The organism is Shewanella waksmanii (assembly GCF_043643685.1).
Classification (GTDB): Bacteria; Pseudomonadota; Gammaproteobacteria; order Enterobacterales; family Shewanellaceae; genus Shewanella; species Shewanella waksmanii_A.
Map to the genome: position 1 here is coordinate 1 of NZ_JBHZSN010000015.1, position 25,555 is coordinate 25,555.

Annotated in this window: 22 protein-coding genes; 5 read left to right on the forward strand and 17 right to left on the reverse strand. The window is 42.0% G+C overall.

Features of this window, described 5'->3' with window-relative positions:
- Positions 1-117: 117 nt before the first annotated feature.
- From ACHUFW_RS18830 to ACHUFW_RS18845, 4 genes are all read right to left on the reverse strand, one after another.
- Positions 118-1,038 (reverse strand): manganese-dependent inorganic pyrophosphatase, encoded by a 921-nt coding sequence (locus ACHUFW_RS18830; RefSeq protein WP_394205265.1) that lies wholly within the window; start codon positions 1,036-1,038, stop codon positions 118-120.
- A 116-nt stretch (positions 1,039-1,154) separates the two neighbouring features.
- A complete protein-coding gene (locus ACHUFW_RS18835) occupies positions 1,155-3,731 on the reverse strand; it encodes a M1 family metallopeptidase (RefSeq protein ID WP_394205266.1) in 2,577 nt (858 codons plus the stop codon).
- Between the two features lie 323 nt (positions 3,732-4,054).
- A complete protein-coding gene (locus ACHUFW_RS18840) occupies positions 4,055-5,941 on the reverse strand; it encodes a S8 family serine peptidase (protein WP_394205267.1) in 1,887 nt (628 codons plus the stop codon).
- A 453-nt stretch (positions 5,942-6,394) separates the two neighbouring features.
- Entirely contained in the window at positions 6,395-6,940 is a 546-nt protein-coding gene (locus ACHUFW_RS18845) for a GNAT family N-acetyltransferase (protein WP_394205268.1), read from the reverse strand.
- 355 nt (positions 6,941-7,295) lie between these two features.
- On the opposite strand from ACHUFW_RS18845, the gene ACHUFW_RS18850 reads away from it, so the two are divergent.
- Together ACHUFW_RS18850 and ACHUFW_RS18855 are read left to right on the forward strand one after the other, a co-directional pair.
- Complete coding sequence (locus ACHUFW_RS18850; RefSeq protein ID WP_394205269.1) at positions 7,296-8,438, forward strand: serine hydrolase domain-containing protein; 1,143 nt, start codon at positions 7,296-7,298, stop codon at positions 8,436-8,438.
- Positions 8,439-9,062: 624 nt separating this feature from the next.
- Positions 9,063-10,373 carry a Xaa-Pro dipeptidase gene (locus ACHUFW_RS18855; protein WP_394205270.1) on the forward strand — a complete coding sequence of 437 codons (1,311 nt, stop codon included), beginning with the start codon at positions 9,063-9,065 and terminating at the stop codon, positions 10,371-10,373.
- 419 nt (positions 10,374-10,792) lie between these two features.
- Here the strand turns inward: ACHUFW_RS18855 and ACHUFW_RS18860 are convergent, their stop codons facing one another.
- On the reverse strand, positions 10,793-11,263 hold the full coding sequence (locus tag ACHUFW_RS18860; protein ID WP_394205271.1) for a MarR family winged helix-turn-helix transcriptional regulator: 471 nt from the start codon (positions 11,261-11,263) through the stop codon (positions 10,793-10,795).
- Positions 11,264-11,439: 176 nt separating this feature from the next.
- On the opposite strand from ACHUFW_RS18860, the gene hmgA reads away from it, so the two are divergent.
- Positions 11,440-12,729 (forward strand): homogentisate 1,2-dioxygenase, encoded by a 1,290-nt coding sequence (gene hmgA, locus ACHUFW_RS18865; RefSeq protein WP_394205272.1) that lies wholly within the window; start codon positions 11,440-11,442, stop codon positions 12,727-12,729.
- Positions 12,730-12,862: 133 nt separating this feature from the next.
- Here the strand turns inward: hmgA and ACHUFW_RS18870 are convergent, their stop codons facing one another.
- The 4 genes from ACHUFW_RS18870 to ACHUFW_RS18885 all read right to left on the reverse strand — a co-directional run bounded on the left by ACHUFW_RS18870 (position 12,863) and on the right by ACHUFW_RS18885 (position 15,733).
- Complete coding sequence (locus ACHUFW_RS18870) at positions 12,863-13,117, reverse strand: hypothetical protein (RefSeq protein ID WP_394205273.1); 255 nt, start codon at positions 13,115-13,117, stop codon at positions 12,863-12,865.
- A gap of 118 nt (positions 13,118-13,235) precedes the next feature.
- Positions 13,236-13,976: a tRNA-uridine aminocarboxypropyltransferase gene (locus tag ACHUFW_RS18875; protein WP_394205274.1), complete on the reverse strand. Its 741-nt coding sequence runs from the start codon at positions 13,974-13,976 to the stop codon at positions 13,236-13,238.
- Between the two features lie 99 nt (positions 13,977-14,075).
- Positions 14,076-15,389: a CDP-diacylglycerol--serine O-phosphatidyltransferase gene (gene pssA / locus ACHUFW_RS18880; protein WP_394205275.1), complete on the reverse strand. Its 1,314-nt coding sequence runs from the start codon at positions 15,387-15,389 to the stop codon at positions 14,076-14,078.
- An 11-nt stretch (positions 15,390-15,400) separates the two neighbouring features.
- On the reverse strand, positions 15,401-15,733 hold the full coding sequence (locus ACHUFW_RS18885; RefSeq protein WP_394205277.1) for a DUF1904 domain-containing protein: 333 nt from the start codon (positions 15,731-15,733) through the stop codon (positions 15,401-15,403).
- 224 nt (positions 15,734-15,957) lie between these two features.
- Here ACHUFW_RS18885 and ACHUFW_RS18890 point away from each other — a divergent pair, with 224 nt between their 5' ends.
- Positions 15,958-16,134: a hypothetical protein gene (locus tag ACHUFW_RS18890; RefSeq protein WP_394205279.1), complete on the forward strand. Its 177-nt coding sequence runs from the start codon at positions 15,958-15,960 to the stop codon at positions 16,132-16,134.
- 78 nt (positions 16,135-16,212) lie between these two features.
- Positions 16,213-17,652, forward strand: coding sequence for a D-alanyl-D-alanine carboxypeptidase/D-alanyl-D-alanine endopeptidase (dacB, locus tag ACHUFW_RS18895; protein WP_394205280.1), 1,440 nt, complete (start codon positions 16,213-16,215; stop codon positions 17,650-17,652).
- An 86-nt stretch (positions 17,653-17,738) separates the two neighbouring features.
- On the opposite strand, the gene ACHUFW_RS18900 is transcribed toward dacB, so the two are convergent.
- From ACHUFW_RS18900 to rpsA, 8 genes are all read right to left on the reverse strand, one after another.
- Complete coding sequence (locus ACHUFW_RS18900) at positions 17,739-19,496, reverse strand: acyl-CoA dehydrogenase (RefSeq protein WP_394205281.1); 1,758 nt, start codon at positions 19,494-19,496, stop codon at positions 17,739-17,741.
- 195 nt (positions 19,497-19,691) lie between these two features.
- Complete coding sequence (locus tag ACHUFW_RS18905; RefSeq protein ID WP_394205283.1) at positions 19,692-20,234, reverse strand: DUF2058 domain-containing protein; 543 nt, start codon at positions 20,232-20,234, stop codon at positions 19,692-19,694.
- 35 nt (positions 20,235-20,269) lie between these two features.
- Positions 20,270-21,073, reverse strand: coding sequence for an SDR family oxidoreductase (locus tag ACHUFW_RS18910; protein WP_394205285.1), 804 nt, complete (start codon positions 21,071-21,073; stop codon positions 20,270-20,272).
- Between the two features lie 64 nt (positions 21,074-21,137).
- Complete coding sequence (gene pyrF / locus ACHUFW_RS18915; protein ID WP_394205286.1) at positions 21,138-21,833, reverse strand: orotidine-5'-phosphate decarboxylase; 696 nt, start codon at positions 21,831-21,833, stop codon at positions 21,138-21,140.
- A gap of 29 nt (positions 21,834-21,862) precedes the next feature.
- Complete coding sequence (gene lapB, locus ACHUFW_RS18920) at positions 21,863-23,023, reverse strand: lipopolysaccharide assembly protein LapB (RefSeq protein ID WP_394205288.1); 1,161 nt, start codon at positions 23,021-23,023, stop codon at positions 21,863-21,865.
- A complete protein-coding gene (locus ACHUFW_RS18925) occupies positions 23,023-23,325 on the reverse strand; it encodes a LapA family protein (RefSeq protein ID WP_394205290.1) in 303 nt (100 codons plus the stop codon). The genes lapB and ACHUFW_RS18925 overlap by 1 nt, the downstream gene beginning before the upstream one ends.
- Before the next feature lie 122 nt (positions 23,326-23,447).
- Positions 23,448-23,735, reverse strand: coding sequence for an integration host factor subunit beta (ihfB, locus tag ACHUFW_RS18930; protein ID WP_028772202.1), 288 nt, complete (start codon positions 23,733-23,735; stop codon positions 23,448-23,450).
- 72 nt (positions 23,736-23,807) lie between these two features.
- On the reverse strand, positions 23,808-25,475 hold the full coding sequence (gene rpsA, locus ACHUFW_RS18935) for a 30S ribosomal protein S1 (protein WP_394205291.1): 1,668 nt from the start codon (positions 25,473-25,475) through the stop codon (positions 23,808-23,810).
- Positions 25,476-25,555: the final 80 nt, after the last annotated feature.

Here is a 25,555-nt window from a genome sequence, read left to right on the forward strand (position 1 = left end):
AGTTCGCTTAACTATTGATTTCATAACACTCTCCAAAAAAGGTTTGAAAAGTGTCAACGTTATTTAGGACGGGTCATCGTTAATAAAAAAGGCCGCAAACTGCGGCCTTTTTTATTATTAAGCAAATGCAGCTTGTAGCGGCGGCACCACTTGCTTCTTACGGCTTAGCACACCGTCTAGCCATACTTTTCCATCTACTGATGCTTTGTTATAAGCACGTTCAGTTAGATCGGCATCATCAGATATGATTAATACTTCTGAGCCTTCTTTCATGATGTCTGTTAACAGCAACATTACGGTATGACGATTACCTTCTTGCTTAAGCTTAGCAATGTCAGCAACCAATTCAGCTTTAATATCATCAAAAACTGACAAATCAATAACTTCAAGTTGGCCGATGCCTACAAGGTTGTCGTTCATGTTAAAGTCTTTAAAGTCACGCATAACCAGATCTCGGGCAGGCGTGCCTTCAACCGCAGACTTAACCTTAAACATTTCCATACCAAGGGCTTTATAATCTTCTATACCCGCGATTTCAGCCAGCACTTCTACACAGCGGATATCTGCTGTTGTGCAGGTTGGCGATTTGAAGATCACGGTATCACTTAAAATTGCACACATCATAATACCTGCAATTTCTTTTGGAATTTCGACATTATAAAAATCGTACATCATTTTAATCACAGTATTACTGCAACCGACTGGACGAATCCAACATTCTAAAGGTGTTGAAGTCGTTAAATCTCCCAGCTTATGATGGTCAACGATACCAACAATAGTCGCTTGTTCAATATCATCAGGAGCTTGAGTTAATTCAGAATGATCAACAATGTAGACTTGTTCACCTGCATAGCTTTCTTTGTATTCAGGCGCTTCAAAACCAAAACGGTCTAGAATAAAAGCGGTTTCAGGTGATACGTCACCTAAACGCGTAGCGACAGCGCTCTCTCCAATTTGGTTTTTTAAGTAAGCTAATGCTATTGCACCACAGATAGAATCAGAATCAGGGATCTTATGTCCCACTACATACATTGGCATAATCATGTCTCTTTTAAAAAATTGGCGGCATTTTACCAAAAGCAAAAGAAATTTACATTACTCCTTTTGTCTTGATTGCTAAACAAAAGGCACCTAAAAAGGTGCCTTTTTGCTGATTAGAACTGCCTAAGGTAACTATCTACACTGGCTTTTTCTCTTAAACGCAATTGGCTGCATGTTTGAACGCTTTCTTCCAATTTTGCAATCGCTCTCGTATAGCCTGGCACCTCACCGGTGAGTTGACCAAAAAACTGTGTTGCGGTTGCTAAGTTATCGAGATCGCAACCTCCACCATATAACTCAAGTAATCGAGGCAATGCAAACGGAGGCAACTTATTCGCTATCTCGGTGTAGTGCTCATATGCCCAAGATCTAAAATCTGACTGACGCTCAGCTTGATAGCTTTGACCTAGATATAGGTAGCCTAGATCAGGTGCTTTGATGGCGTCTGTTAGACTGTAATTCAGCACTTGTTGTTGCAGTGTACCTTGGGGAGCATAGCCCAAGGCACGTAAAATTTGGGTACGCTTGGTCGGATCTTTTGTTTGCTCAAAAACTTTTATCATTTGATTAAGTAGCTTTGCATCACCGTGATACATGGCAATGGTTAAGTAGGTTCCGATTAAATAGGGATCGACGTTGTTGTCTCCCGCTAAAAATCGTCCAGTCTGATTTGCAGCAACTTCAATAATGTTTTTTTGTTTTGCTTCAAAAGCCAATAAATCGACTACACGGGACCGTAGCTGACTAACTTGAGGATCTTCGTCAGTTTTTACCACCATCCCATAACGTTCGACAATGGGTAGCAAGCTTTGGGCGATAAAGTTTGACCATTGCTGCTGATTTTTCTCATCAACAAAAGGCAACTTTTGTCGGTCAATATAACTGATTGCACTTGAAACTATCGCTGGGTGCGGATCGATAGTAAATTCTTCTAATATTTTCAGTAAGTTGCCTGCTGACAAAAAGCCGCCATCTAGCAAGGCATCTGCGGACGATATCATCGCCCTTCTTTCCCTATCGCTCAACTGTTGAACGTTGGCTAATAGCTTTTCAAAGTTTTCGGGACTTAGCGTCCAACGATAGTACCCCATTGCATTCGCGTCAGGATATATCCAGTCGGCAACCGCCTCCAGTTCAACCACGAGAGTGCGTTTAGACAAAAGTACAGATTTCTCGAAGGTTTGACCATTTACACCATACTTTAACACAACAGGCAAAACCCATTTTTGCTCAGGTGCTTTCGCTTCAGCATAGACATAACTCTGTTGACTGAGAGTGATCTTGTTCCCTTGCTGAGTGACCTTTATTAAAGGGTACGATGATTGTTCGATAAAAGATTGTAGGACACTTGGTACATCTTTTCCTGATGCCTTAGCTAATGTGTTCCACAAATCGCTAGCTTGGGTATTTTTATAGCTATAGGTTTTAATATAATCACGGATCCCTTGCTTAAACGCCTCTTCGCCGATCCAATTTTCCACCATCGACAGCACCGCTTCACCTTTGCTGTAGGCTAGTCCTAAACCATCCATAATATCCGCTTCTGTGCGAATAGGTTTACGGATAGGCTTAGTCGATAGCCGAGCATCAGCGGGCATGGCCCGGTTTCTTGACATACTTAAATGGGTTTCAAATTCAGGGTGCGTTTGATAAGTGATCTTAGCAGCCATCCAGCTGGCAAACGCTTCGTTTAACCAAAGATCGTTCCACCACGCCATGGTAACCAAATTACCGTACCATTGATGCGCAAGTTCATGGCCGATAATCGAAATTGCTCGTCGTTTACTTACATCGCTTGCATTATTCTCATCAAGCAGCAAAATATCTTCTCGATAAGTGACAAGCCCTGCGTTTTCCATTGCACCAAATGGAAACTCCGGTACTGCAACAGAATCTAATTTCTCAAATGGATAGCTAGAGCCAAAATAGTCTTCTAAGGCGGCTAAAACGACCGGCATCTTCTGTGCTGCGTACTTTGCTAACTCAATTTTGCCTTTAGTTGTGATCACTCTTCCGGGAACACTCATCCCTTTAACTGGTATCTCTTCAAATTGCCCCACGGCTAAAGCAACAAGGTATGAAGAAATAACTTGAGTTGGTGCAAATTCATGAGTGATCCAATTGCCATTAAGTGTTTCGCTCACAACAGGCGTATTGCTATATACCTTCTCAGACTTTGGAGAACGTATAGTGAGTTGAAACGGGATTTTATATTCAGGTTCATCAAATAGAGGGAACGCGCGTCTTGCATCACTCATCTCAAATTGAGTAAATAGATAAGGCAGACCTCCATCTATCGTTTTATATAAGCCAACAGCATTTCGATTGTAGGGCGCAGTAAAAGTTAAATTTAGTTGATATTTGCCAGGTACTATTTCGCTGCCACACCCCAATGAAACGATACCTTTGTCGTTCATCGCCGAATCAAGATCACAACTTGTTTCACCGACTAAAACGGCCTCATCAATGCTGTAATCAACGCCATTGACTTCAATGACGTGGGTAGGCTTAAGCACTTCAATATTGATCTTAGTACTGCCAGTAAAAGTGTCCAGATTTGGGTCAAGATTAAGATTAACGGATTGATAAGTCGGTTTAGCGACCTTTTTTAAAACATATTCATTAGCTTGAACGACAAAGGTGCTGGCTAGTGCAATCAACATCGCACCTGCCTTTATATACAATGACATGTGGTTTCCTTAGACTAAAAAATCATTCATACCTGAAAGCAGCGATTGCTTATTATCGTTATTGCGACCACTACGAGAAAATGGCCATTGTTAACCAAATGCTAACAACCTAACCTGTCTAACCTTTAATTACTAGCGGTGGGCATAGATTAACCATAAAACACTTGGCATTAGCTTGGTTTTCACTTGCTCCTTTAGTTGTTTATCCGGCGGCACCATTACACATTAATGGCTAAATTTTAATACTCACTAATTGACTAAGCGTTAAAAAGGAGGCGCGATGGCCTCCTTTTTACTTGCTTTACTTAGTTAATAGCTGGTACTTAATAGCTTGCGGTCAAACTTAACCCACTGTAAGACGTATAGCCTTTTAACATGATGTGGAAGGTACCACCTTGCCCTGAATTGATGCTACAAGTTTCATTACTGCCATTTAAGTAGGGACGACAATCATAATTGCTCGTCGTTGGTTTACTTCCTGCTCGAACATAAAGGTCAGCATCACCACTATTACCTGCGATCTGGACGGTAAGGGTTTTATTAGCGGGTACTTCGATGGTGTAGAAAGTCTCCGAAGAGCTAGTCCCAGATAGGTTGGTTTCAGGCACACCGTTATCTAAGCAATCTGCACTATTACAACCGCCACTTGAAGTATTAAAACTAGCGGTTAATGAGACATTACTATAACTAGAGTATCCTCGAACCATCACATACCACTTACCGGCTGTAGGGTTGGTAAAGTTACATGACTCATTATTACCGTTTTTATAAGGTCTACATTGATAAGAGGACTGTGTGGGCGCACTACCTTGCTGAACGTATATATCAGCATCACCGCTACCACCACTTAAATTGACATTTAGGCTCGATGTGCCTGCAGGAACGTCAATGAAAAATACTGTCTCAGATCCAGTTGCGCCACTTACAGTAACACTTGTATTGTTAGTTAATTCAGTTTCGTCAACTGGGCAATTATTTCCGCAACCGCCGCCATCACCATTTAAGCTGAAAAGTAGTTTATTTGGTGAACCAGACTTAGCATCTGTAACCTTATTACTTGTTGATTGTGTGATGAGTTTACTTTCAATTTGCGAAGGCGAAGAAGATGGAGTTTCATCTAAATACAGTGCCGCCACGCCTGCAACATGGGGAGCTGCCATAGAAGTACCACTAATCGTATTAGTAGCATTGTTAGAATTATACCAAGCCGATGTAATACTTGAGCCAGGTGCATAAATGTCTAAACAGCTACCATAATTAGAAAAGCTTGAACGACTATCGCTATTGGTTGTAGAGCCAACGGTAAGCGCATCGCTTGCCCTAGCAGGAGAATAATTACAGGCGTTACTATTGTCGTTACCCGCTGCAACGACAAAGGTGATTCCAGCTGCTACTGCTGCGTTGACGGCATCATCAGTCGCTTGCGATGCACCACCACCTAGACTCATGTTAGCAACAGATGGACCTGATGCATTATTTTTAACCCAGTTGATGCCGGCAATAACCCCGGAATTAGAGCCAGAGCCGGAACATCCTAGTACCCTGACACCAACAATATTGACATTTTTTGCGACACCATAGGTTGCACCACCAATAGTACCAGCAACATGGGTACCGTGGCCGTTACAGTCGGTAGCATTACTGTCGTTATCGATAAAATCGTAACCACTGGAAGAACGACCGCCAAATTCGCTATGAGTATTTAATACGCCAGTATCAATTACGTAAGCAGTAACACCACTACCATCAAAGTCATAATGGTAGTTATTGTCTAGTGGCAAGTTACGTTGATCAACTCTATCTAAACCCCATGTGGGACTAACTTGATCTGCATTCGTTGCTACCAATGGCCTAACATACATCATTTGATCTTGCTCGATGTACTTAATACTGCTGTCTTGCATTAAAGACTTTAACTGTATTTTATCTGCTTTTACTAAAACGCCGTTTAATGTATTACCGAAATGACGCTTAACTTCAACATCGTATTTGTTTGATAACGCTCTAGACTGTTGAACTGCGAACTCCGAAATCGCCAAGCTATTATTAAGGTTAAGCACACTAGGTGTATTAAACACAACTATATAGTTATCTTTAATTGCCTTTTCACTATCTGCTTCAATGAATTGAGCTTGATATTGTTCAGCATGAAGTGAAAAAGCATTTAAACTTAATGCGACCGCTACTGCTGTTAATTGTTTCTTATACATGTTAACTCCATTTATTATTTTATTATTTGCCTCAGGGCAGAATTAACTTAGTACATTAGTTAACGTTAAAGAATAGTTTAAAATATAAAATAATTCCCTATGGATACGTTTTGTAACAAATCATTTACATCGCCTGGTATTAATCGGCTTAAGTAAGCAAGTTAGGCTGGGATTTATCAAAGCGTCGCTTTTTTGGGCTTTACGATTAACGACTACCAAATAGGATTTAAATATCTGTTAATAGTGATAAATATGGTTAAAATCAACTTTTAAAGTTAAACATGTTGGCAGGAAAACTGTATCCAATCCTCATCACGCATAGTATTAAAGTATAAATAATGCGTGATGATGTAGTGCTTATGACTTATTCTTTAGTGTAATCGCTTACATGGTTATTATATTGATTGATGTTATATAAAAACAAAACCAAGCTGAGGAATAAAAACCTATTAACTACAAAGCCTTTCTATGAAGAACGATTTTTACGGGTTCATTATCAAACAAACCTTTTTCATAGTCACACTTAATAAAGCTAAGCCCAAGTTTTTCCATAACATTAATTGATGCTGTATTACCTGGCTCAGCAATAGCTGAAATATAATTAAACTCACCAAGTTGTTGGCATTGTTTCAATACATATTTTGCCGAACGAGTGGCAATACCTCGTCCCCAGGTTTCTCGCTTAAATCGCCAACCAATTTCTAAATCGTTAAATTTAGGTTGATTTGTGAAAAAGCCCATTGGACGAATTAAAATCCAACCGAGAAAGCTATCTCGGCTTTTATGTTGCGATGAGAATACCCCCCATAAGCCCCAGCCTTTAATGACATCAGTGAAACTCATCATTCTGGGGATCATGATCTCTTGTATCTCTTCTAGGCTAGTTGTTTTACCACCAGTAATAAATCGCATGACTTCTGGGTCTTGATCTAAATCGTGTAATAGAAGTGCATCTGCCTCTTCAAGTTGGCGAAAATACAATGTTGCATCAGTATTCATTGCTGTTCTGATCCTTGTCCTTGTAAAAGATGACTTGCGTGACTGAAGTTGAATGCTATCTATCAACATCATGGCATAACTATGGCTGAAATCCGCCTATAAAACAGACGTATTATGCCTAGATTAAGGAATTATTAAAATAGCGCTTACATCATGACAGCGAGTTAGTTAAGATACTTTGAGTCCGTGAACTAGCCAGGACTCAGGCAACTTTTGCAGGTCGCAATAACTAGGGTGTGTTGATTTTTCGAGCGGTATTTTATTCTCTATACTAAGCGTCAAACCGTTCACCACTGCCTAGACGAATTAAATAGAATTAAAGGCGTTAAGCGTCTGATTTAGTACGGTATTTTTCATGTCATTTAGATTTGTTTCACTTTCTTTAGCCCTATTGGGGACTGTCACCCCCTTGGTATCTCAGGCTACGACTTACACCGATATAAGTGATCGCTTTAAAGCCAATTTTCATCAACAACTAAGAGCCAACAAAGTTCCTGGTGGCGCCTTCGTTATCGTTAAAGATGACAAAATAATTAAGTTAAGTACTTATGGTAAAAGAAAAAAAGGTGGAGACCTTAATGTAAATGCAGACACCGTGTTTCGGTTAGCTTCAGTGTCAAAAACGTTTGCAGGAACCTTGGCAACTATGTTGGTTCAAGAAGGAAAATTTTCATGGAATGAACCTGTCTATAAATACGTTCCGGATTTTACCTTAGCAAACCCTGATAAAGGACGCACTATCAACTTAGGTCATGTGATCGGTCAAAGTACCGGTTTAATGCCAAATAGCTATGACAACATCATCAATGCCAATGGTAAACTTGAGAAAATTATCCCGAAGTTTTCGAAACTGACCCCAATGTGCTCACCAGGTAAGTGTTACAGTTATCAAAATATTGCATTCTCACTCATTCAACAGCCTATCGAGACAAGTACTGGCAAGAGTTATGAATCTCTGGTCGAGGAGCGGATTTTTAGTCCTTTAAAAATGACTAGCGCCTCGATTGGTATCGATAATTTTCTCGCGACCAAAAATAGAGCTGAGCCACATGTCAAAACCAAATCCGGATTTAGACAGGTAAAGGTCAAATCTAATTATTATCAACTGGCGCCCGCTGCTGGCGTTAATGCCAGCATCAGTGATATATCCAAATGGTTGATGGCAAATATGGGCCACCGCCCTGATGTCTTGAGCCCACTTCTGTTGTCTGAAATCACTGAGCCTGGGGTACGCACTAGAAAAGAGCTTCGCCGCCGTGATTGGCGTCAATACCTAGATAATGCTCACTATGGTAAAGGTTGGCGAGTTTACGACTTTAATGGTAAAGAGTTAATTTATCATGCCGGCTGGGTTGCAGGGTATGTGGCCGAGATTGCTTATGCGCCGGAATTGAACTTAGGTATGGCAATTTTATTAAACGGTGAATCAAGAGTTATTGCAGAGTTGGGATCACAATTTTGGTCTGAAGCCTTCGAAAAATATGAAAAATCTTTCTAACGGATGATAACCTAAGTTATCATCCGTTTATCAACGGCTTAACGACAGCTTGCTTTACAAATTTGAAATTGCTCTTTGCAATATTGAGTAGTGCCGCACTCGCGGTAGGTATTATGGCAGGTTTTATGGCAGTTTTTAAAACAGACTGTATCAACTGCGACTGCAAAATTAGACAACCCCAAGACCATACCAATTGCGAGTGAAACCAATTGTAATTTAGTCATTTCAAAATTCGTTTTTAACTAGCTACGTTTAACAAATGTCTCTAACCCCTCCCCCCAGAAAAAATCTGCCAATAACGCTACTTAAACAATTACGCAAAAGAGCTAAAAAAAAGGTACCTTGGGACAAGGTACCTAAACAGAGGGATAAACTTTGCAGAAAGTTCATCTTTTGCAGGTGATGGACTAATCACTAATCATGATTAGTTGACGATGGTGAAGCGAATTGTCACTTCAATAACCAGTACGGCTTGCTCTACTAATTAGATCATAACTTTGGTAAAAAAATTTATCTTTACACTTTTCAACCTAAAATCGCTTGCTTAGCTGTTCCTAATACCGGCGTATTTGTTAATGTTACATTAGTGTATAAATTCTAATAACAACAAGGGAAACCACTTTGATGAACAACATTATTGCGGGCGTAATCAAGAAAGCGCCATCTAAGATGGCATTACTAATTAGTTGCAGTTTAATATCATCCGCAGCACTTGCTCAAGCAGACAAACCAACCCTACTCATTGCCGACGGTTATATCGATGTTGCTCAAGGGAAAACGATTAAGAATGTCGCAGTTTATATCGAGGGAAATACTATTACCCGTGTTACTACTGAGAAGCCTTCTTTAGCTTCGGGTAGCTTTCAAGTCGTGGACTTATCCGGTAAAACATTATTGCCTGGTGTGATGGATATGCATGTTCACTTGACAGGTGATGCTGAAGATAATTTTCTTGCATCAAGAGAATATTCAATTCCTAGACAAACAGTTAAAGCAGTAAAAAACGCCGAAAAGACACTGCTAGCTGGATTTACTAGCGTAAGGAACCTTGGCGCGTCAGGTTACTCTGTAATTGGTGTAAGAGACGGAATAAACGCAGGTGAAATCGCTGGCCCAAGAATTTGGGCTGTTGGTCATTCAGTCAGTATAACCGGCGGACACTGTGATGATAATTTTTCAGCGCCAGAAAAAGCCATTAAAGCGAAAGGAGTAGCAGACGGCCCTTGGGCTGTACGTGCTAAGGTTAGAGAAAACATTAAATACGGCGCTAACGCAATCAAAGTATGCGCAACCGGTGGCGTGTTTTCTAAAGGTACCAAAGTTGGTATTCAACAACTTACTTTCGATGAAATTAAGTCCGCAGTTGATGAAGCGCATATGCGCGGTCTAACTGTTGCATCACATGCCCACGGGACGGATGGCATTAAGGCATCAATTAAAGCGGGCGTTGATAGTATTGAACACTGTAGCTTTATGGACAAAGAAGCAATAGAGATGGCTATAACTTCAGGTACTTACCTGTCTTGTGATATTTACAATACAGAATATACTTTAGCCTTTGGGGAAGCCAATGGCGTTCCTGAAGAAAACATTAATAAAGAAAAACAGGTTTCCAAAGCACAACGCGATAGCTTTACTCGAGCTGTCAAAGCTGGTGCAAAAATGGTTTTTGGCTCTGACGCTGCAATTTACCCCCATGGTGATAACGGTAAACAGTTTTCCCGCATGGTTAAATTTGGTATGAGCCCAGCACAAGCTATTCAATCAGCAACCATCAACAGTGCAGCACTCTTAAAACAAGATAATTTAGGTCAGATAAAATCAGGCTTTCTAGCAGACATCATCGCTGTAGATGGCGATCCACTTGATAATATTTCGCTACTTGAAAATGTCACCTTCGTGATGAAAGATGGTGTTATCTATAAACAGCAATAGCGTTCACTTAGCCCAAGGGTAAAGCTTTCCTTGGGCTACCAACCTCGCATTACCTTTTTAGCCTTTAAACTTCAATTAAGTCATAACTAAGCCTTGTTTGCGATAATAGCCGTGTTCAAGATAAGTTTTTAGTTAGGAGATATTGGCAGTAATGTACCAAACTATCACCTTGATTATATTGTTAACTATAACGATGTTGGCATTAACTAGTTATGTGTTAATTCCGCTAACCAAGCTGCTGTTCAATATATCACTAATCTTGATACCTTTTATCATTATTAGCATAGGCTGCTACTTAGTGTTTCAGCAGCTACAAAAGCGAGGTAAACAATGAACAGTGTCATCGTAATTGGAACGATCATCGTATGTGCAGTTGTATTGGTGATGGCTACACCTAAAAAATAACACCGTAATAACCATCAAGTGTTGGTGATATAAGTATCTAACTTGTCCAACACCGCTAAAAAGTTTTCAAGTTGCTGTGGCTCCAGTGATGCCAACATCTCTCTCTCCCACTCAAGTACCAGTGGAGCCACTTTTTCATACAGTGACCAGCCCGTCGTCGATAGTAACAACACATGAGCTCTTTTATCGACAGGATCCCCCTGTTTTAAGACAAATCCTTTCGTCAACAGAGTTTGAATTGCTCTCGAAGCCGTAGATTTATCTAAACTTGCTTCTCGGGTAATGATTTTTGCGCTAACGCTCGGATTATCAGCGCAACTTTTATCGGCTAAGTGAACCAGAATTCTCCACTCTGGCACAGTAAGATCAAACTGTTGTTGATATTTTTCTGACAAACGGTCACTGATCTTCTTACTAAGCTGGGCCAAACGATATGGTGTAAAATTGGCTAACTTCAAAGCGTGTTGATTGGGCTTAGTGTTCATCAATGCTACCTCTCTTGTAAACAAATTTTGCCGTATTGGGCCGATAAGTTGCCAAATTGAGATTCTATCACTCGATAATATTTAAGGCTTCCCTCTTGAATATGCTCTCACATGAGAGTAGTTTCTAAAGCTATCATAAATACGTAGATGATGTCATGTGACTGAAGGGAGTAATAATGAGTAAACAATTTAACTATATGACTGGCTTTGGTAATGAGTTTGAAACCGAAGCTTTAGAAGGTGCGCTACCAGTCGGCCAATTCAGTCCTCAGAAAGTGAACTATGACCTTTACGCAGAACAGTTTAACGTCACAGCTTTTACAGCGCCTAGAGCAGATAATCGCCGCAATTGGTTTTATCGTATCCGCCCTTCAGTGGTACAAGGGGAATACCAAAGAATAGACAACGGTCTCATTCGAAGTGCACCCATTACTGAAGTTGAAACCCCACCAACCATGTTACGTTGGGATCCCGTTCCTTTACCGCAAACCGCCACCGACTTTGTTGATGGCTTAACAACGATGGCAGCCAATGGCAGTGTCACAGGTCAAGCAGGTATAGGTATTCATATATACGCGATAAACAGTTCAATGGAAGGTCGTTATTTCTGCAATGCAGATGGCGAACTGCTATTTGTTCCCGAGCTTGGAGAGCTTATTTTACACACCGAGTGCGGTAAAATTGAGCTAAGCAAGGGCGAGATTGCTGTTATACCACGTGGCATTAAGTTTTCTGTGCAACTGCTTAGTGATAATGCAAGAGGTTATATCTGTGAAAACTATGGCAACCCTTATGTGTTAGCTGAGCGAGGCCCGGTAGGCGCTAACGGTTATGCTAATGACAGAGACTTTCAATATCCAGTTGCTGCTTTTGAAGATCTCGAAGGAGATTTTGAATTAGTCACTAAGTTTGCAGGTAACCTTTTCAGATGTGATATCAAACACTCGCCTTTAGATGTGGTCGCATGGACAGGTAATAGTGCACCTTACAAATATGACTTATCTCGTTTTAATGTGATGAATACAGTGAGTTTTGATCACCCTGATCCTTCTATATTTACCGTATTAACCTCACCTTCTGGCACTCCTGGTGTTGCTAATATCGACTTTGTGATTTTCCCACCACGTTGGATGGTTGCTGAAGATACCTTTAGGCCGCCCTATTACCATCGAAACATGATGAGTGAGTTTATGGGGCTTATTGAAGGCGTTTATGACGCTAAAGAAAAGGGGTTTGTTCCCGGAGGGTCAAGCTTGCATAACTGTATGTCACCTCATGGACCGGAAGCCGAGGTTTTTGAAAAAGCATCAAATGCCGAACTTGCTCCGCAGCGTTATGACAATACACTCGCCTTCATGTTTGAGTCACGATACATCATCGCTCCAACAAAATTCGCGTTAGAGGGAGATACAAGACAACAACAGTACCGTGAATGTTGGCAAGGCATTAAAAAACTATTTAGTTAAGTGATTTATCTCTGAACTAATGTACGGTCACTAAGGGACATGATGTTTTTAAGATTGATCATTGAGTATCGTGCTCTCTTAGTGGTTTTATCGTGGTTGCAGTATTTAACCGATACTGCCAAATTTGTTAAGTTCAGGCGACTAATCGATAGCGATAGTCTCGCCAGCTTTGGCAAAATTCCCAGCGATTTTCTACACACGCTTTGTTGACTTGATATCGGTTAAAGGCAGCAAAATTTAGCGGATGACTTGTTGCTTTAAGATGGACAATAGCGGCATTATTTTGTGAACTTAGCATCGCAGTGCTATTACCTGTAATACTGCAAAATGCGAATAAACCAATGCCAAGCATAAATTGCTTCATGTTGATCATTGATTTCTGTGCCATATGCAGTGCCCCTAATAACTAGTTATGCAGTAACAACACCTATTCTATTCACTATAACCAGTTTATTTGGTTTTGCAAATCCTGAGCTTAACACCACTGCAACACAAAGAGTGATGACCTAAGGCGCATTCCTAATAAATTTATCAGTGAGCGTGGTTAAAATGCTCGTATCATGATTGCTCTTTCGGCTACGGCTGAATAATGAAGACTCGATAAATAGTTCAAACCAGGTATTGAGTGCCTGTACGTTATTAGTCTCACCGAGAGAGCCTAAAGCCAAGCAGGCAACTTCTGCTGTACCTAACTGAAAATCTCGACTACCTTTTCGTAAACCATACATCGCTGCCGTTTGCGGGTTAAATGACAACATAGGTAAATCGTGTAGATAAGCAGATTTACGAAACATCTTAATCGCTTCTCGCCAGCTACCATCAAGTAATACAAATAAAGGTCGCTTATTAGAAAAAGATGGTACCGCTTCAGGTGCAACCAACTGTTGCTTAGGTGCGGCATATTCACTGGGGAAGATTAAATAAGGCTGATATTGCTCACTATTTAAGAGCTCAATAACTTTACGGTTTGTATGGGTTCTAGACCAAATATAGGCATGTGTATCTTCAATTAGATCAGCAATTAACCGCCCAGAGTTACTCGGCTTTAATACTTCATCATCATACATTAACAGTAAAAAGCTGGCGTTTGAGCTAAGCAATCGCCTTGCCTGACAAGTGCAATAAGCTTGAGCCAATAAACAACGTTCGCAGCGAACTAAATTTTTGCCTCTTGCCATATAAGGTCGGCTAGATATCGCTTTCCGATATTGGTATAGGCGATGAACTGCGTGTTCTGGCAAGTGCATGAGTTTATTCTCTTATTATTCAAGAACGCTATGGTTTGTGCTTGGTGATATAAAACAAAAATGCGGTAACCTAGATCACCGCATTTTATATATTGACGACTATAAAATCCGCCGCAATAGGAAATCTGCTTTAAGGCGTCTTATCCTATTCATGATCTTTCTTACCGGAGCTGGATAGTTTGTCAACGTCTCGATTTGACTGTAATGGTACAAACGTTCAGTGTGTTGCAAAATATGGCTTTGTTCCTGTTCGAAACTCTCTTTCCACGCACCACATTCGTCTTGTAACAGCAATCCATTCTCTAAATCGAGCGCCCAAGCGCGTGGGTTTAAGTTACTACCGGTGATTAAATGCTGTTTGCTATCTGCGCTGATGCCTTTGAGATGATAGCTATTGCGGCCATGCTTCCATAAATGAATATTTAACTGGCCATTCTCAATTGCCCATTGCTGACGTTTAGCAAACTTGCGCAGTGACTGCTCGTACATATATGGCAGCGCACCAATAGTAGAAAACTCTTCTTCAGGTGGGATATAAAAATCGTTAGAAGTTTTATCGCCAACGACAATATCAATCCGTTTCCCATCACGTAAATGCTTAGCCAGTGCGCGAGCTAGAATATAGGGTGGGTTAAAATATGGAGTGCAGATAAACAGATGTTCTTTTGATTGCGACACCATATCTACGACTAGCTTATTCAGCTTATTCTTTTTACGACCGAGACCGACTATTGGTGTTACTCGATTACCAATTTTTGTCGACTCAAATTGGTAGTGCGCTTTACCTAATCTTAGCTTCAAGCTACGAACATCATTCTTCTCGGGTAATTGTTCACAGTCTTTTTGCTGTGACAGCGAGCATACCGCGATATCCTTGACCAAATAGTCTTGGATCATCTGCTTCATGCTACGAGCCAGCTCTGCAGACTCTATGACATGATAGCGATCAAACCGATACTTTTCGCGTTGATGCAGGTAGATGTTGTTGATGCTGGCACCACTGTATATAACCGTATCATCAATAATAAAGCCTTTAAGGTGTAATACGCCCATAAATTCACGTGATTTCACCGGTACGCCCAATATATCAATAGGATGTTCGGTCTCAGCATTGGCTTGGCGATACATGAGGTAATTACCACTATCGCCTTTATGGCCTATCAGACCACGGCGCGCGCGATGAAAATCAACTAAAACTTTGATATCTAAATCAGGGTTAGCAGCTTTAGCGTCAATCAACGCCTGAAGGACTTCTCTACCCGCTTCATCATCTTCTAAATAAAGTGCGGCGATATAAATTGAGTGTTTAGCTGCTTTAATTTGCGTGATCAATTCTGACTTAAGCTTTTCTGGTGTTAGTAACCAGCGTAAAGCGTCAGGTGATAATGCTATTCCACCTAGCTTATCCAGCAAGGCATCCTCCTTTAAAAATGGTTTCCATCGCGATAGTAGTTGCGGGGCTCAAGTGCCGTAAACATGACAGCAACGTGCGTCGCCTGTCGGTAGATCGACAAAAGTTGTTGTCGAATAATACTCTCTACTTCGTCTTGGATATCGGGGGCTTTTGGGAACCACAGTACTTCAACTTGTAAAACACTATGATCTGCAGTTCCGCCACGATAACTCGTGATAGGGACCCAGTCTAAGGTAAATGCTTTAGCGTCTAGTTGAGTCACAACAGCTAAATCATTTAATAATGTATGGCTTAATTGGGCCACTACATCTTCAGGTAACCCTCTCATCCGTATGTGTGGCATAGCCTTCCCGTACGTTCTTTTAAGGATTAAGAAACTACCGATTTAAGTGCGTTTGAGCAAGGTTTTTCTGCCAAATTGGTTAACAGAGTCCGCGATATTGATGCAATAATGAGCAACCAGAGCTGCAGCGATCATTTTTAGTAAATATTTCTAACTTACTCACGGCATCAAGTCCCAATAACTGCTAGATTGATTTAATTCTCAATGACTAAGTAGACCAGACAATGAACGTTAAACTCTTGCTGACTTTAGGGGCAACTTTACTTGCCGCTTGGCTAATTTTTCACTTTAAAGCTCAGTTAGGCATATTGGTACTGCCTCTGTTTTTCGGTTTAGTCATTTTCGTGACAATTAAGCTCTATCGCTTGATGGAAAAAGATGAGCCCAGTGATCCTAATTAGGCTGACTACTTTGCTATTTGGCAGCATTGATGCAAGCTGACATAATAAAGTTTATTATTATTAAACGTATCTTAATCAATGTATAAACAGCTCGCTTTGTCAGTGTTGCTATGTTGTTTTAGCCCGTTTGGTTTCGCTGAAAATAACATTGCTAATTCCTTAAACGTCATTCAACCGCCCCACTCCCAGTTAGCCATTAAGGTGACCGATTTAGTCAGTGGCCAACTATTGTTTGAAAAAGACGCTAATAAGTTAATGGTGCCCGCAAGCACCCAAAAGTTGCTAACGGCTGTGGCGTCTGCTTACGTCTTGGGTAAGCAGTTTACATTTAAAACCCAGTTAAGCAGTGCTGCAAATGTCATTAACGGTACTTTGCAAGGCGACTTGTTTATTCATTTTAATGGAGATCCTACGTTAACCTCAGAGCAATTAAGGCAATTGCTGCGACAACTACCCAAACATGGCATCAATCGAATTAATGGCGCAGTCTATTTAGTAGGAAATACTAGCGACAAAGTCCAAGCTAAAGGTTGGGTGTGGGATGACTTAGGGATCTGCTTTGCTGCACCCGTATCAGATTTTGTAATTAACAAAAACTGTATTAAGGCCAAACTTAAACCAACGCTTGCAAGCAACCAGAGTCAAATCGTTTATCCAAACTACTTACCGACGATGATCAGCACTACCGCTATTTTTGACAAAACGAGTCAACGTCAATTCTGCCAACTGGAGTTAACGACTTTACCCGAAAATCAATATCATATTAGCGGCTGCTATCAAGGTAATAAACCACTGCCGCTGACCATCGCGGTATCCGATCCGAGTCTGTATGTGCAAAAAATTGTTGCCAACCTATTTGAGCAAACACAAATACCGGTAGCACAAGGTATATATGTGATTGAAAAATCGCCTAAAGGCCTTGATGTTATTGCAACGCACCAGTCTAAAGCGCTACCGGAACTATTAAAACGAGTACTGGAAGATTCAGATAACTTGATAGCTGATAGCTTATTCAAGCAAATCGGTGCTAGTTACTATCAGCAAACAGGCACTTTTGCTAATGGCGCAAAGGCGATGAAAAATACACTGTCTGAACTGGGCGTCGATATAGACCATGCGCAAATCGTCGACGGCTCGGGCCTTTCTAGGTATAACTTGATAACGGCAAACCAGCTTGCACAAATTCTCACTCTGATACACACGCAAACTAGATTTACCTATTTAAATGATTTGCTCGCAGTATCTGGCAAGACCGGGACGCTAAGGCATAAGCCGATTTTCCGTCGTCCCCCTTTACAAGATATTGTTAGCGCCAAAACGGGGTCAATGCAGGGAGTGGATAACCTAGCCGGCTTCATCCAAGGCACGGATAACGCAAGGCTTTTGTTTGTCGTGCTAGAAAATGGCCTAAGCCCCCACGAAAAGGACAATCAAATCGCGCCCTTTAATGGCTTGTTTTTGCAATTGCTGCTAGATAGCCAACAAACTAACAGTCAGCCTTCACCAAGAGTAAATTAACAATCTGCCTTTGTCATTAGCAAACAAAAAGGGCCACATTAAAGGGCCCTTTTTTAACGATACAGCTTAAACTTCGTTATTTAACGTTAAAATAGCGCTTCATCTGGTGCTATTATGGCACTGTCACCGGCATTCACCTGAGCTAAATGATAATCTACCTTGGGCAATAATTTATCCATGTAAAAATTCGCTACCGCCTGTTTAGTCGCGGTGAACTGAGTGTCGATATGATCGGTTGCGTTATCACTGAGTAAAACATTGTAATAACCGTATACCAGATAGCCAAATGCATCCAAGAAATCTACCGCACAGGCATTAATCAAAGCAGGTGAACTGAGCTTATTTTGGTTAATGGTATCTGCTGTGGCCAACAATGCATCGAATCTCTGCAATAGCGCTTGTTTATGGTTATCTTGGGTATTAACCAAATTGTCTAGCTGCTGTTTGCACTCATCAACAAACTCAGTTAACGCAGCTAGATTGTCGCCCGTTGTTTTACGCCCCAGAAAATCAATAGCTTGTATACCGTTTGTGCCTTCGTAAATCTGAGCAATACGCGTATCGCGTACCAGTTGCTCAATGCCTGTTTCTCGAATATAGCCGTGGCCACCAAACACCTGTTGAGCCATAATTGCTGCATCTAAACCGCGATCACTTAGGAAAGCTTTTGCCACAGGGGTTAATAAACCGACGTACCGTGCGGCTTTGGCCTGCTCTTCCCCTTCACCATGCTTAGCTAAATCTAATTGTTTACCAGTGAAAACCGACAGCGCCCTTCCAGCATCTGTTAACGAACGAATAGTGAGTAACATACGGCGTACATCGCCATGCACGATAATAGGGTCACTGGTTGCGCCGGTTGGCGATCCGCCTGCAGCAACACCTTGTACCCGTTCTTTGGCATAATCTGAAGCCATTTGGTATGCCGCTTGCGATGTGCCTAAGCCTTGGATACCAATCGCTAAACGTTCGTAGTTCATCATAGTGAACATGCAAACTAAACCACGATTAGGTTTACCAACGAGGTAGCCTTGTGCCTCATCAAAATTCATCACACAAGTCGCTGAGCCTTTCAAGCCCATTTTGTGCTCAATAGAGCCCACTGTGACGCCGTTGGCTTCGCCAATCTCACCGCTATCAGTGACTTTAAATTTAGGTACTAAAAACAGCGATATTCCATTGGTGTTTGGTAATTTTGCTAAAACCAAATGGATGACATTTTCTGTTAAATCATGGTCACCGCCGGTAATGAAAATTTTGCTACCGCTGATGTTATAGCTACCATCTTCATTGGGCACCGCTTTTGTACGAATGTTTCTAAGATCTGAGCCTGCTTGAGGCTCGGTCATGTCCATTGCACCGGCCCACACGCCGCTATACAAGTTTGGCAAATACTTATCTTTTAATTCATCACTTGCATGAGCGTTAATGGCTAACGCCGCACCTGCAGTCAATGAGCCGTATAAGGTAAAAGCATTACATGCACTATAGGCCATCTCATCAACCAGCACCCCTAACATTTTTGGCATGCCCATTCCGCCATACTCAGGATCGCCGCATAAACCGACCCAGCCGCCTTCGGCATATTGGTCATAGGTCGCTTTATATCCATCAGGTGTGATCACCTTTGCATCTTCAAACTTCACCCCTTGCTCATCACCATGACGGTTAATAGGATGAATCAGCTCCCGACTGATCTTGTCTGCTTCCTCTAAAATTGCATTAGCAGTATCGAGATCGACGGCCTCAGCTAATGCAGGCGTTTGTGCCCAAGTAGTCGGTGCATCAAATACTGTCTCTAGTAGAAAACGCATTTCGGTCAGTGGCGCTTGGTATGGGTTCATTTGACTCTCTCAAACGTTGGATTAAAACAGTTGTTTTAATTTAGCGCACTCTCACCCTAAAGCAAACCTTTTTTTAACAGTTTTACCTTGAATGTGAGTTTCGATTAACCGCTGAGATAAAAAAGCCCCAAGTGTCTACTTGGGGCTGAGTAAGATTTAAGTGCGATCTAATACCAATCGGTATAAGAACGTGCTCTACCACATCAGGTCGTCTGGTATCACATAATCAGCGTAGGGATCATCTTCTTCGACGGTATTATTTTCGTCTGTTTGCTCCCACAAATAACCACACCAATCAGGTACCAGTAATTTTACTCGTTCAGCCAATTTATGTGGCACCAAGTAACTACTGTCTTCATGACGAACAATACCTAATTGACCGTTGAGCAGCTGACCCTGAAGCTTTTCGTCGACATACACAGCAAATATTTTGTTATTCAATGTGTAATTAAATTTAATCTCTGCCGTTTGCGGGAGTGTGATAGCCAAACGTTTAAATTCGGTGACTAAACCTCTCACTAAGCCTTTTTCAGCCGCTTGGTTAAACCTTTCAGTGTTAAGCGCTTTATCTTTCTCTGCTTGCAAGCGCTTTTGCTCTGCAATTTCAGCTTTTAGTGCAGCACTGCCGTCGTCAACCTTAGCCTTTCGGTCACGTCGTTTCTGTGTTTTCGCTTTCTGCACTTTTTGTTTGCTGACTAGGCCAGCTTTAAGTAGTTGTTCTTGAAATGGGTTCGCCATTTGTATTCTCACTTTCTTAACCGTATTGGACGGACTTAATCTTGATTTGCTAGTTTGCCCAGTTCAGCCATTGCCATACTGGCACCACCTAACGACCACCCACCGTCAACAGGAATCACGGTGCCGGTCACATAACTTGCCATCGGTGAGGCAAGAAAAAGTGCAACGTTTGCTATATCCTGACAAGCACCATTGCGTTGCAGTGGAACGCTTTTTGCGACTCGTTGCTGCAAGGCACTGCTTGGCGCTAATCGGTTAAAACCTTCAGTATCGGCAATTGGACCTGGTACGATAGAGTTAACACGTATCCCTTCAACGCCCCATTCCAATGCCAAGCTTTTGGTTAACATATCAACCCCAGCTTTAGCTGCACTAACATGGCTTTGCATTGGCATAGCAATATAAGCTTGCGGCGCACTAATTTGAATAATCACACCTGGGCGGGTTAAATACTGGTGTGCTTGTTTCATAACATGGAAGCTACCTAACAAATCGATATCTACCACTGACTTAAAGCCATTTTCTGATAGTTTTGCTGCCGTCGCTGGAAAGTTACCTGCAGCGCCGCTAATTAACACATCAATTTGTTTGAACTGCTGCGCAATCTTAGCAAAGCCTGCCGCCACTGCTTCTACATCACGAACGTCAAAGTCAACGCCCAAATGGACACCACTCTGGTTAACAGCATTGAGTGCGTCAACAGCTGCATTAACTTTGTCTATACTACGACTAGCAACGGCGACATTGGCGCCTTGGGTAGCAAACGATTTTGCGATTTGAAGGTTAATGCCACTGGTACCGCCGATAACCACTACATTCTTGCCTTGATAATCAAACATATTCGCTCCCATTAGATTCTATTTTGTCAGCAACAAACCTAAAAGCTTTGTTAAAATAGTCAACTTATTTTATTGACTCATGTATCTCTGTTAATGCCGCTAGCGGATTAACTGCTTTTGTGATTGGGCGGCCAATGACCAAATAGTCAGAACCTGCAGCCAACGCTTTTGCTGGTGTCATTACACGGTGTTGATCGCCTTGATCAGCGCCTACTGGGCGGATGCCAGGGGTAATTAATTTAAATTCCGCGCCAAATTGCTGCTTTAACATCGTAGCTTCTTGGGCTGAGCAGACAATACCATTTAGCCCTGCTTGTTGTGTTAAACTGGCCAATCGTTTGACATGCTCTGCGGCTGGCACATTAATACCTAACAGCGCCAGATCGGCGTCACTCATGGAGGTTAATACCGTCACGGCAATTAGCATAGGCGCATCTTTGCCATAGGGCGCTAACGCTTTATTAGCTGCTTCCATCATCGCAAGCCCACCGCTTGCGTGGACATTGGTCATCCATACACCAAGTTCTGCTGCCGCGGTAACAGCCTTAGCAACAGTGTTAGGGATATCATGAAACTTTAAATCTAAGAAAAGATCAAAACCACGCTCGTGAATGTCCTTAACAAGTTGCGGTCCAAAAAGCGTAAACATCTCTTTGCCGACTTTGAGACGACACATGTTGGGGTCCAACTGATCGATTAATTGCAAAGCAGCGTTTTTGTTGTCGTAGTCTAAAGCGACAATGATAGGTTTTTGACTCATTTTATTCTCCAGTTTGCTTTGCTCAACATCTACTCGCCATCAAGTCCGCGCAGACGCTTGATACTGCCCCAATTTTTACAAGAGGGACAATGCCAATAAAGTCGGTGTGATGGAAACCCACACTCTATACAGCGATAACCTGGGCGGAATTTAATTTGTTGGTCAACCAGCTTCTCTAACATGGTCAAGCTCTCTTTTGCCTGGCCATCTTCAGCTTGTTGTAAATGCATTTTCATTAAATGCTGAAAACTCTTCATTGTTGGGTGACGGTATAAGCCATCTAAAACCAACTGCTCGGCTTCTTTGCAATCGCCCTGCTCAATTAAGTGTTGTGCCAAAGTTATCGCAACACTGGCGCCTCCCCCTTGCGACAACGCCTGGCGCAACAACTCTTCGTAGCCCTGCATATCTTGAGTAGATTGGTAAGTTTGTTTGGCAATCGTTAATGCTTCAGGGAAAAATGCAATATCAGCATCGATGATACGTTGCAGGCACTCTTTTGCTTTTTGAAACTCTTCGATATCGACATAAACTTGGGCCGCAGCGATAAGTGCTCGGCAACAAAGATTGTCGTATTTTAAAGCTCGTTGGTATGTCGATAGCGCTTGTGACTTATCTGTTTGTTCCGCTGCTAACTCACAACACAAATGGGCACTGAGTTGCTTTAGGGCTTGCTGGCGTTTACGTTTGAGCTTTTTTATAATGCCCAGCGCTTTTTGCCACTCTTTAGTCACTTGATAGATGGCGATCAGTTGGTCTTCAGCTTCTTCACTATGATCTTCTTGTTCAACTAAGTTTATAAATATTTCTTCTGCGCGATCGTAAAAGCCTGCTGCTAAATAATCTTTACCGAGTTCCATCATCGCAATATCGCGTTGTTCTGTGGTGAGACTAGGTCTTGCTATAAGGTTTTGATGAATACGAATAGAGCGGTCAACTTCACCGCGTTTGCGAAACAGTGAGCCTAATGATAAATGGGTATCTATGGTGTCGTCATCGACATCTAACATAGAAATAAATAGATCGACGGCTTTATCTGATTCATTAGAAAGCAAAAAGTTTAAGCCCGTGAAATAATCACGACTCATCTGCTTACGTTGACTTTTTTGCTTATGGCGAACACTACGCCGCCCCATATACCAACCGTAACCAGCTGCTATTGGTAAAAGCAAAAATAGAATTTCTAACATTAAGCGTTAGCATCCTTGGTAACGGCTAGTGGTGCTGGTTCATTCTCTACCTTACCTTGCAAAAGTAGATTTTCTTTCTTTAACGCACGGACGGTCAGGCGCATTTTAGTAAGGTGATAAATGGCAAACAACCAACTGACAAGAAAACCAGCAAGGAAAACAATCGCAAGAACAACGGGCAGACGATACTCGCCTTGGGCAACGAAGTAGCTAATGGTAACAACTTGCTCATTGCGCGCTCCAAATATCAGAGCCAATACAAAAAACAGTGCGACGAATATGGTTACAATAAAAGACTTCACCTTGTTCTCCATTTACTCGGTCATAGCTACCAATTATCTAAGAAATTCACCTAACTAGCCAGCGTTACCTAAAAGATAGGCACAAAAAAGCCTCCAATTGGAGGCTTTTAAAACAAACTCAATTACGAGTTGACGAGATCAACGCGTTCGCGCAGTTCCTTGCCAGGCTTAAAGTGCGGTACATACTTGCCATCCAACTCAACTGATGTGCCAGTTTTAGGATTACGACCAGTACGCGGAGCACGATAATGAAGAGAAAAGCTACCAAAGCCGCGGATCTCGATACGGTCACCGCCTTCTAAAGTTTGAGCCATTTGCTCTAACATCTCTTTAATTGCACTTTCTACTTCTTTTGCCGACAGCTGCGACTGCCTAGTGGCAAGTTTTTCGATCAGTTCGGATTTTGTCATCCTATACCCTCTATTATCAAGCCAAACACAGTCACCTAACAGGGGTGCAAGCACCCCCGAACTTCAGGCGATTTACTTACGAGCTGCTTTGAACGCTTCAGCCATGGCGTTGCTCATAGCAACGTCATCTTGCTTGTTCAAGTTAGCCATCGCTTCCTTCTCATCAGCTTCATCTTTCGCACGGATAGATAGGCTGATAGTACGGTTCTTGCGATCAACGCCCATGAACTTAGATTCAACAGCGTCACCTACTGAGTATACAGTAGAAGCGTCTTCGATGCGCTCACGTGAGATATCAGCAACACGTAGATAACCTTCTACGGTTTCTGCTAGCTCAATAGTAACACCTTTCGCGTCAACTGCAGTAACAGTACCGTTTACGATAGCACCTTTCTTCTTATCTGCAAGGTATGCATTGAAAGGATCGTCTTCAGTTTGCTTAACACCTAGGCTGATACGCTCACGCTCAGGGTCAACTGAAAGTACTACTGCAGAGATTTCGTCGCCTTTCTTGTACTCAGCAACAGCTTCTTCGCCAGTGCCATTCCAAGAAATGTCTGAAAGGTGAACTAGACCGTCGATGCCGCCGTCAAGACCGATGAAGATACCGAAGTCAGTGATAGACTTGATCTTACCAGAAACTTTGTCACCTTTTTGGAAGCGCTCTGCGAAGTCATCCCATGGGTTAACTTTACATTGCTTAAGACCTAGAGAAATACGACGACGTTCTTCGTCGATGTCTAGTACAAGAACTTCTACTTCGTCACCTAGGTTAACAACCTTAGATGGGTGGATGTTCTTGTTAGTCCAATCCATTTCAGAAACGTGAACAAGACCTTCAACGCCTTCTTCAATTTCAACGAAACAACCGTAGTCAGTTAGGTTAGTTACGCGACCAGTTAACTTAGTGTTTTCTGGGTAGCGCTTGCTGATTTCTAACCATGGATCTTCGCCAAGTTGCTTAAGACCTAGTGATACACGAGTACGCTCACGGTCATACTTAAGTACTTTAACGTTGATTTCGTCACCAACATTAACGATTTCAGATGGGTGCTTAACACGCTTCCAAGCCATATCAGTGATATGTAGAAGACCGTCAACACCACCAAGGTCAACGAATGCACCGTAGTCAGTAAGGTTCTTAACGATACCTTTAACTGATTGACCTTCTTGTAGGTTTTCAAGTAGCGCATCACGCTCTGCACTGCTTTCAGATTCGATAACAGCACGACGAGAAACAACAACGTTGTTACGCTTCTGGTCTAGCTTGATAACCTTGAATTCTAGTTCTTTGTTTTCTAGGTGAGCAGTGTCGCGAACTGGGCGAACGTCAACTAGAGAACCTGGTAGGAACGCACGGATACCGTTTAATTCAACAGTGAAACCGCCTTTAACCTTACCATTGATGATACCGATTACAGTTTCAGCATCTTCGTACGCTTTTTCTAGAACGATCCAAGCTTCGTGACGCTTAGCTTTCTCACGAGAAAGTTGAGTCTCACCGAAACCATCTTCAACAGAGTCAAGCGCAACGTCAACTTCGTCGCCAACAGCGATTTCAAGAACGCCTTGTGCGTTTTTGAATTGGTCAGCTGGGATTGGGCTTTCAGACTTAAGACCAGCGTCAACAAGTACAGTACCGTTTTCGATGCGTACAACTACGCCGCGAACGATAGAACCTGGGCGGAACTCAAGTTGTTGAAGGGATTGTTCAAATAGATCAGCAAAAGATTCAGTCATGTTTAATTTACTTTAAGTAATAAACCACAGTCTTTCCTAGACGTGGAGTCAGTATAGTTATTCGCATCTTCCGTGTTGCG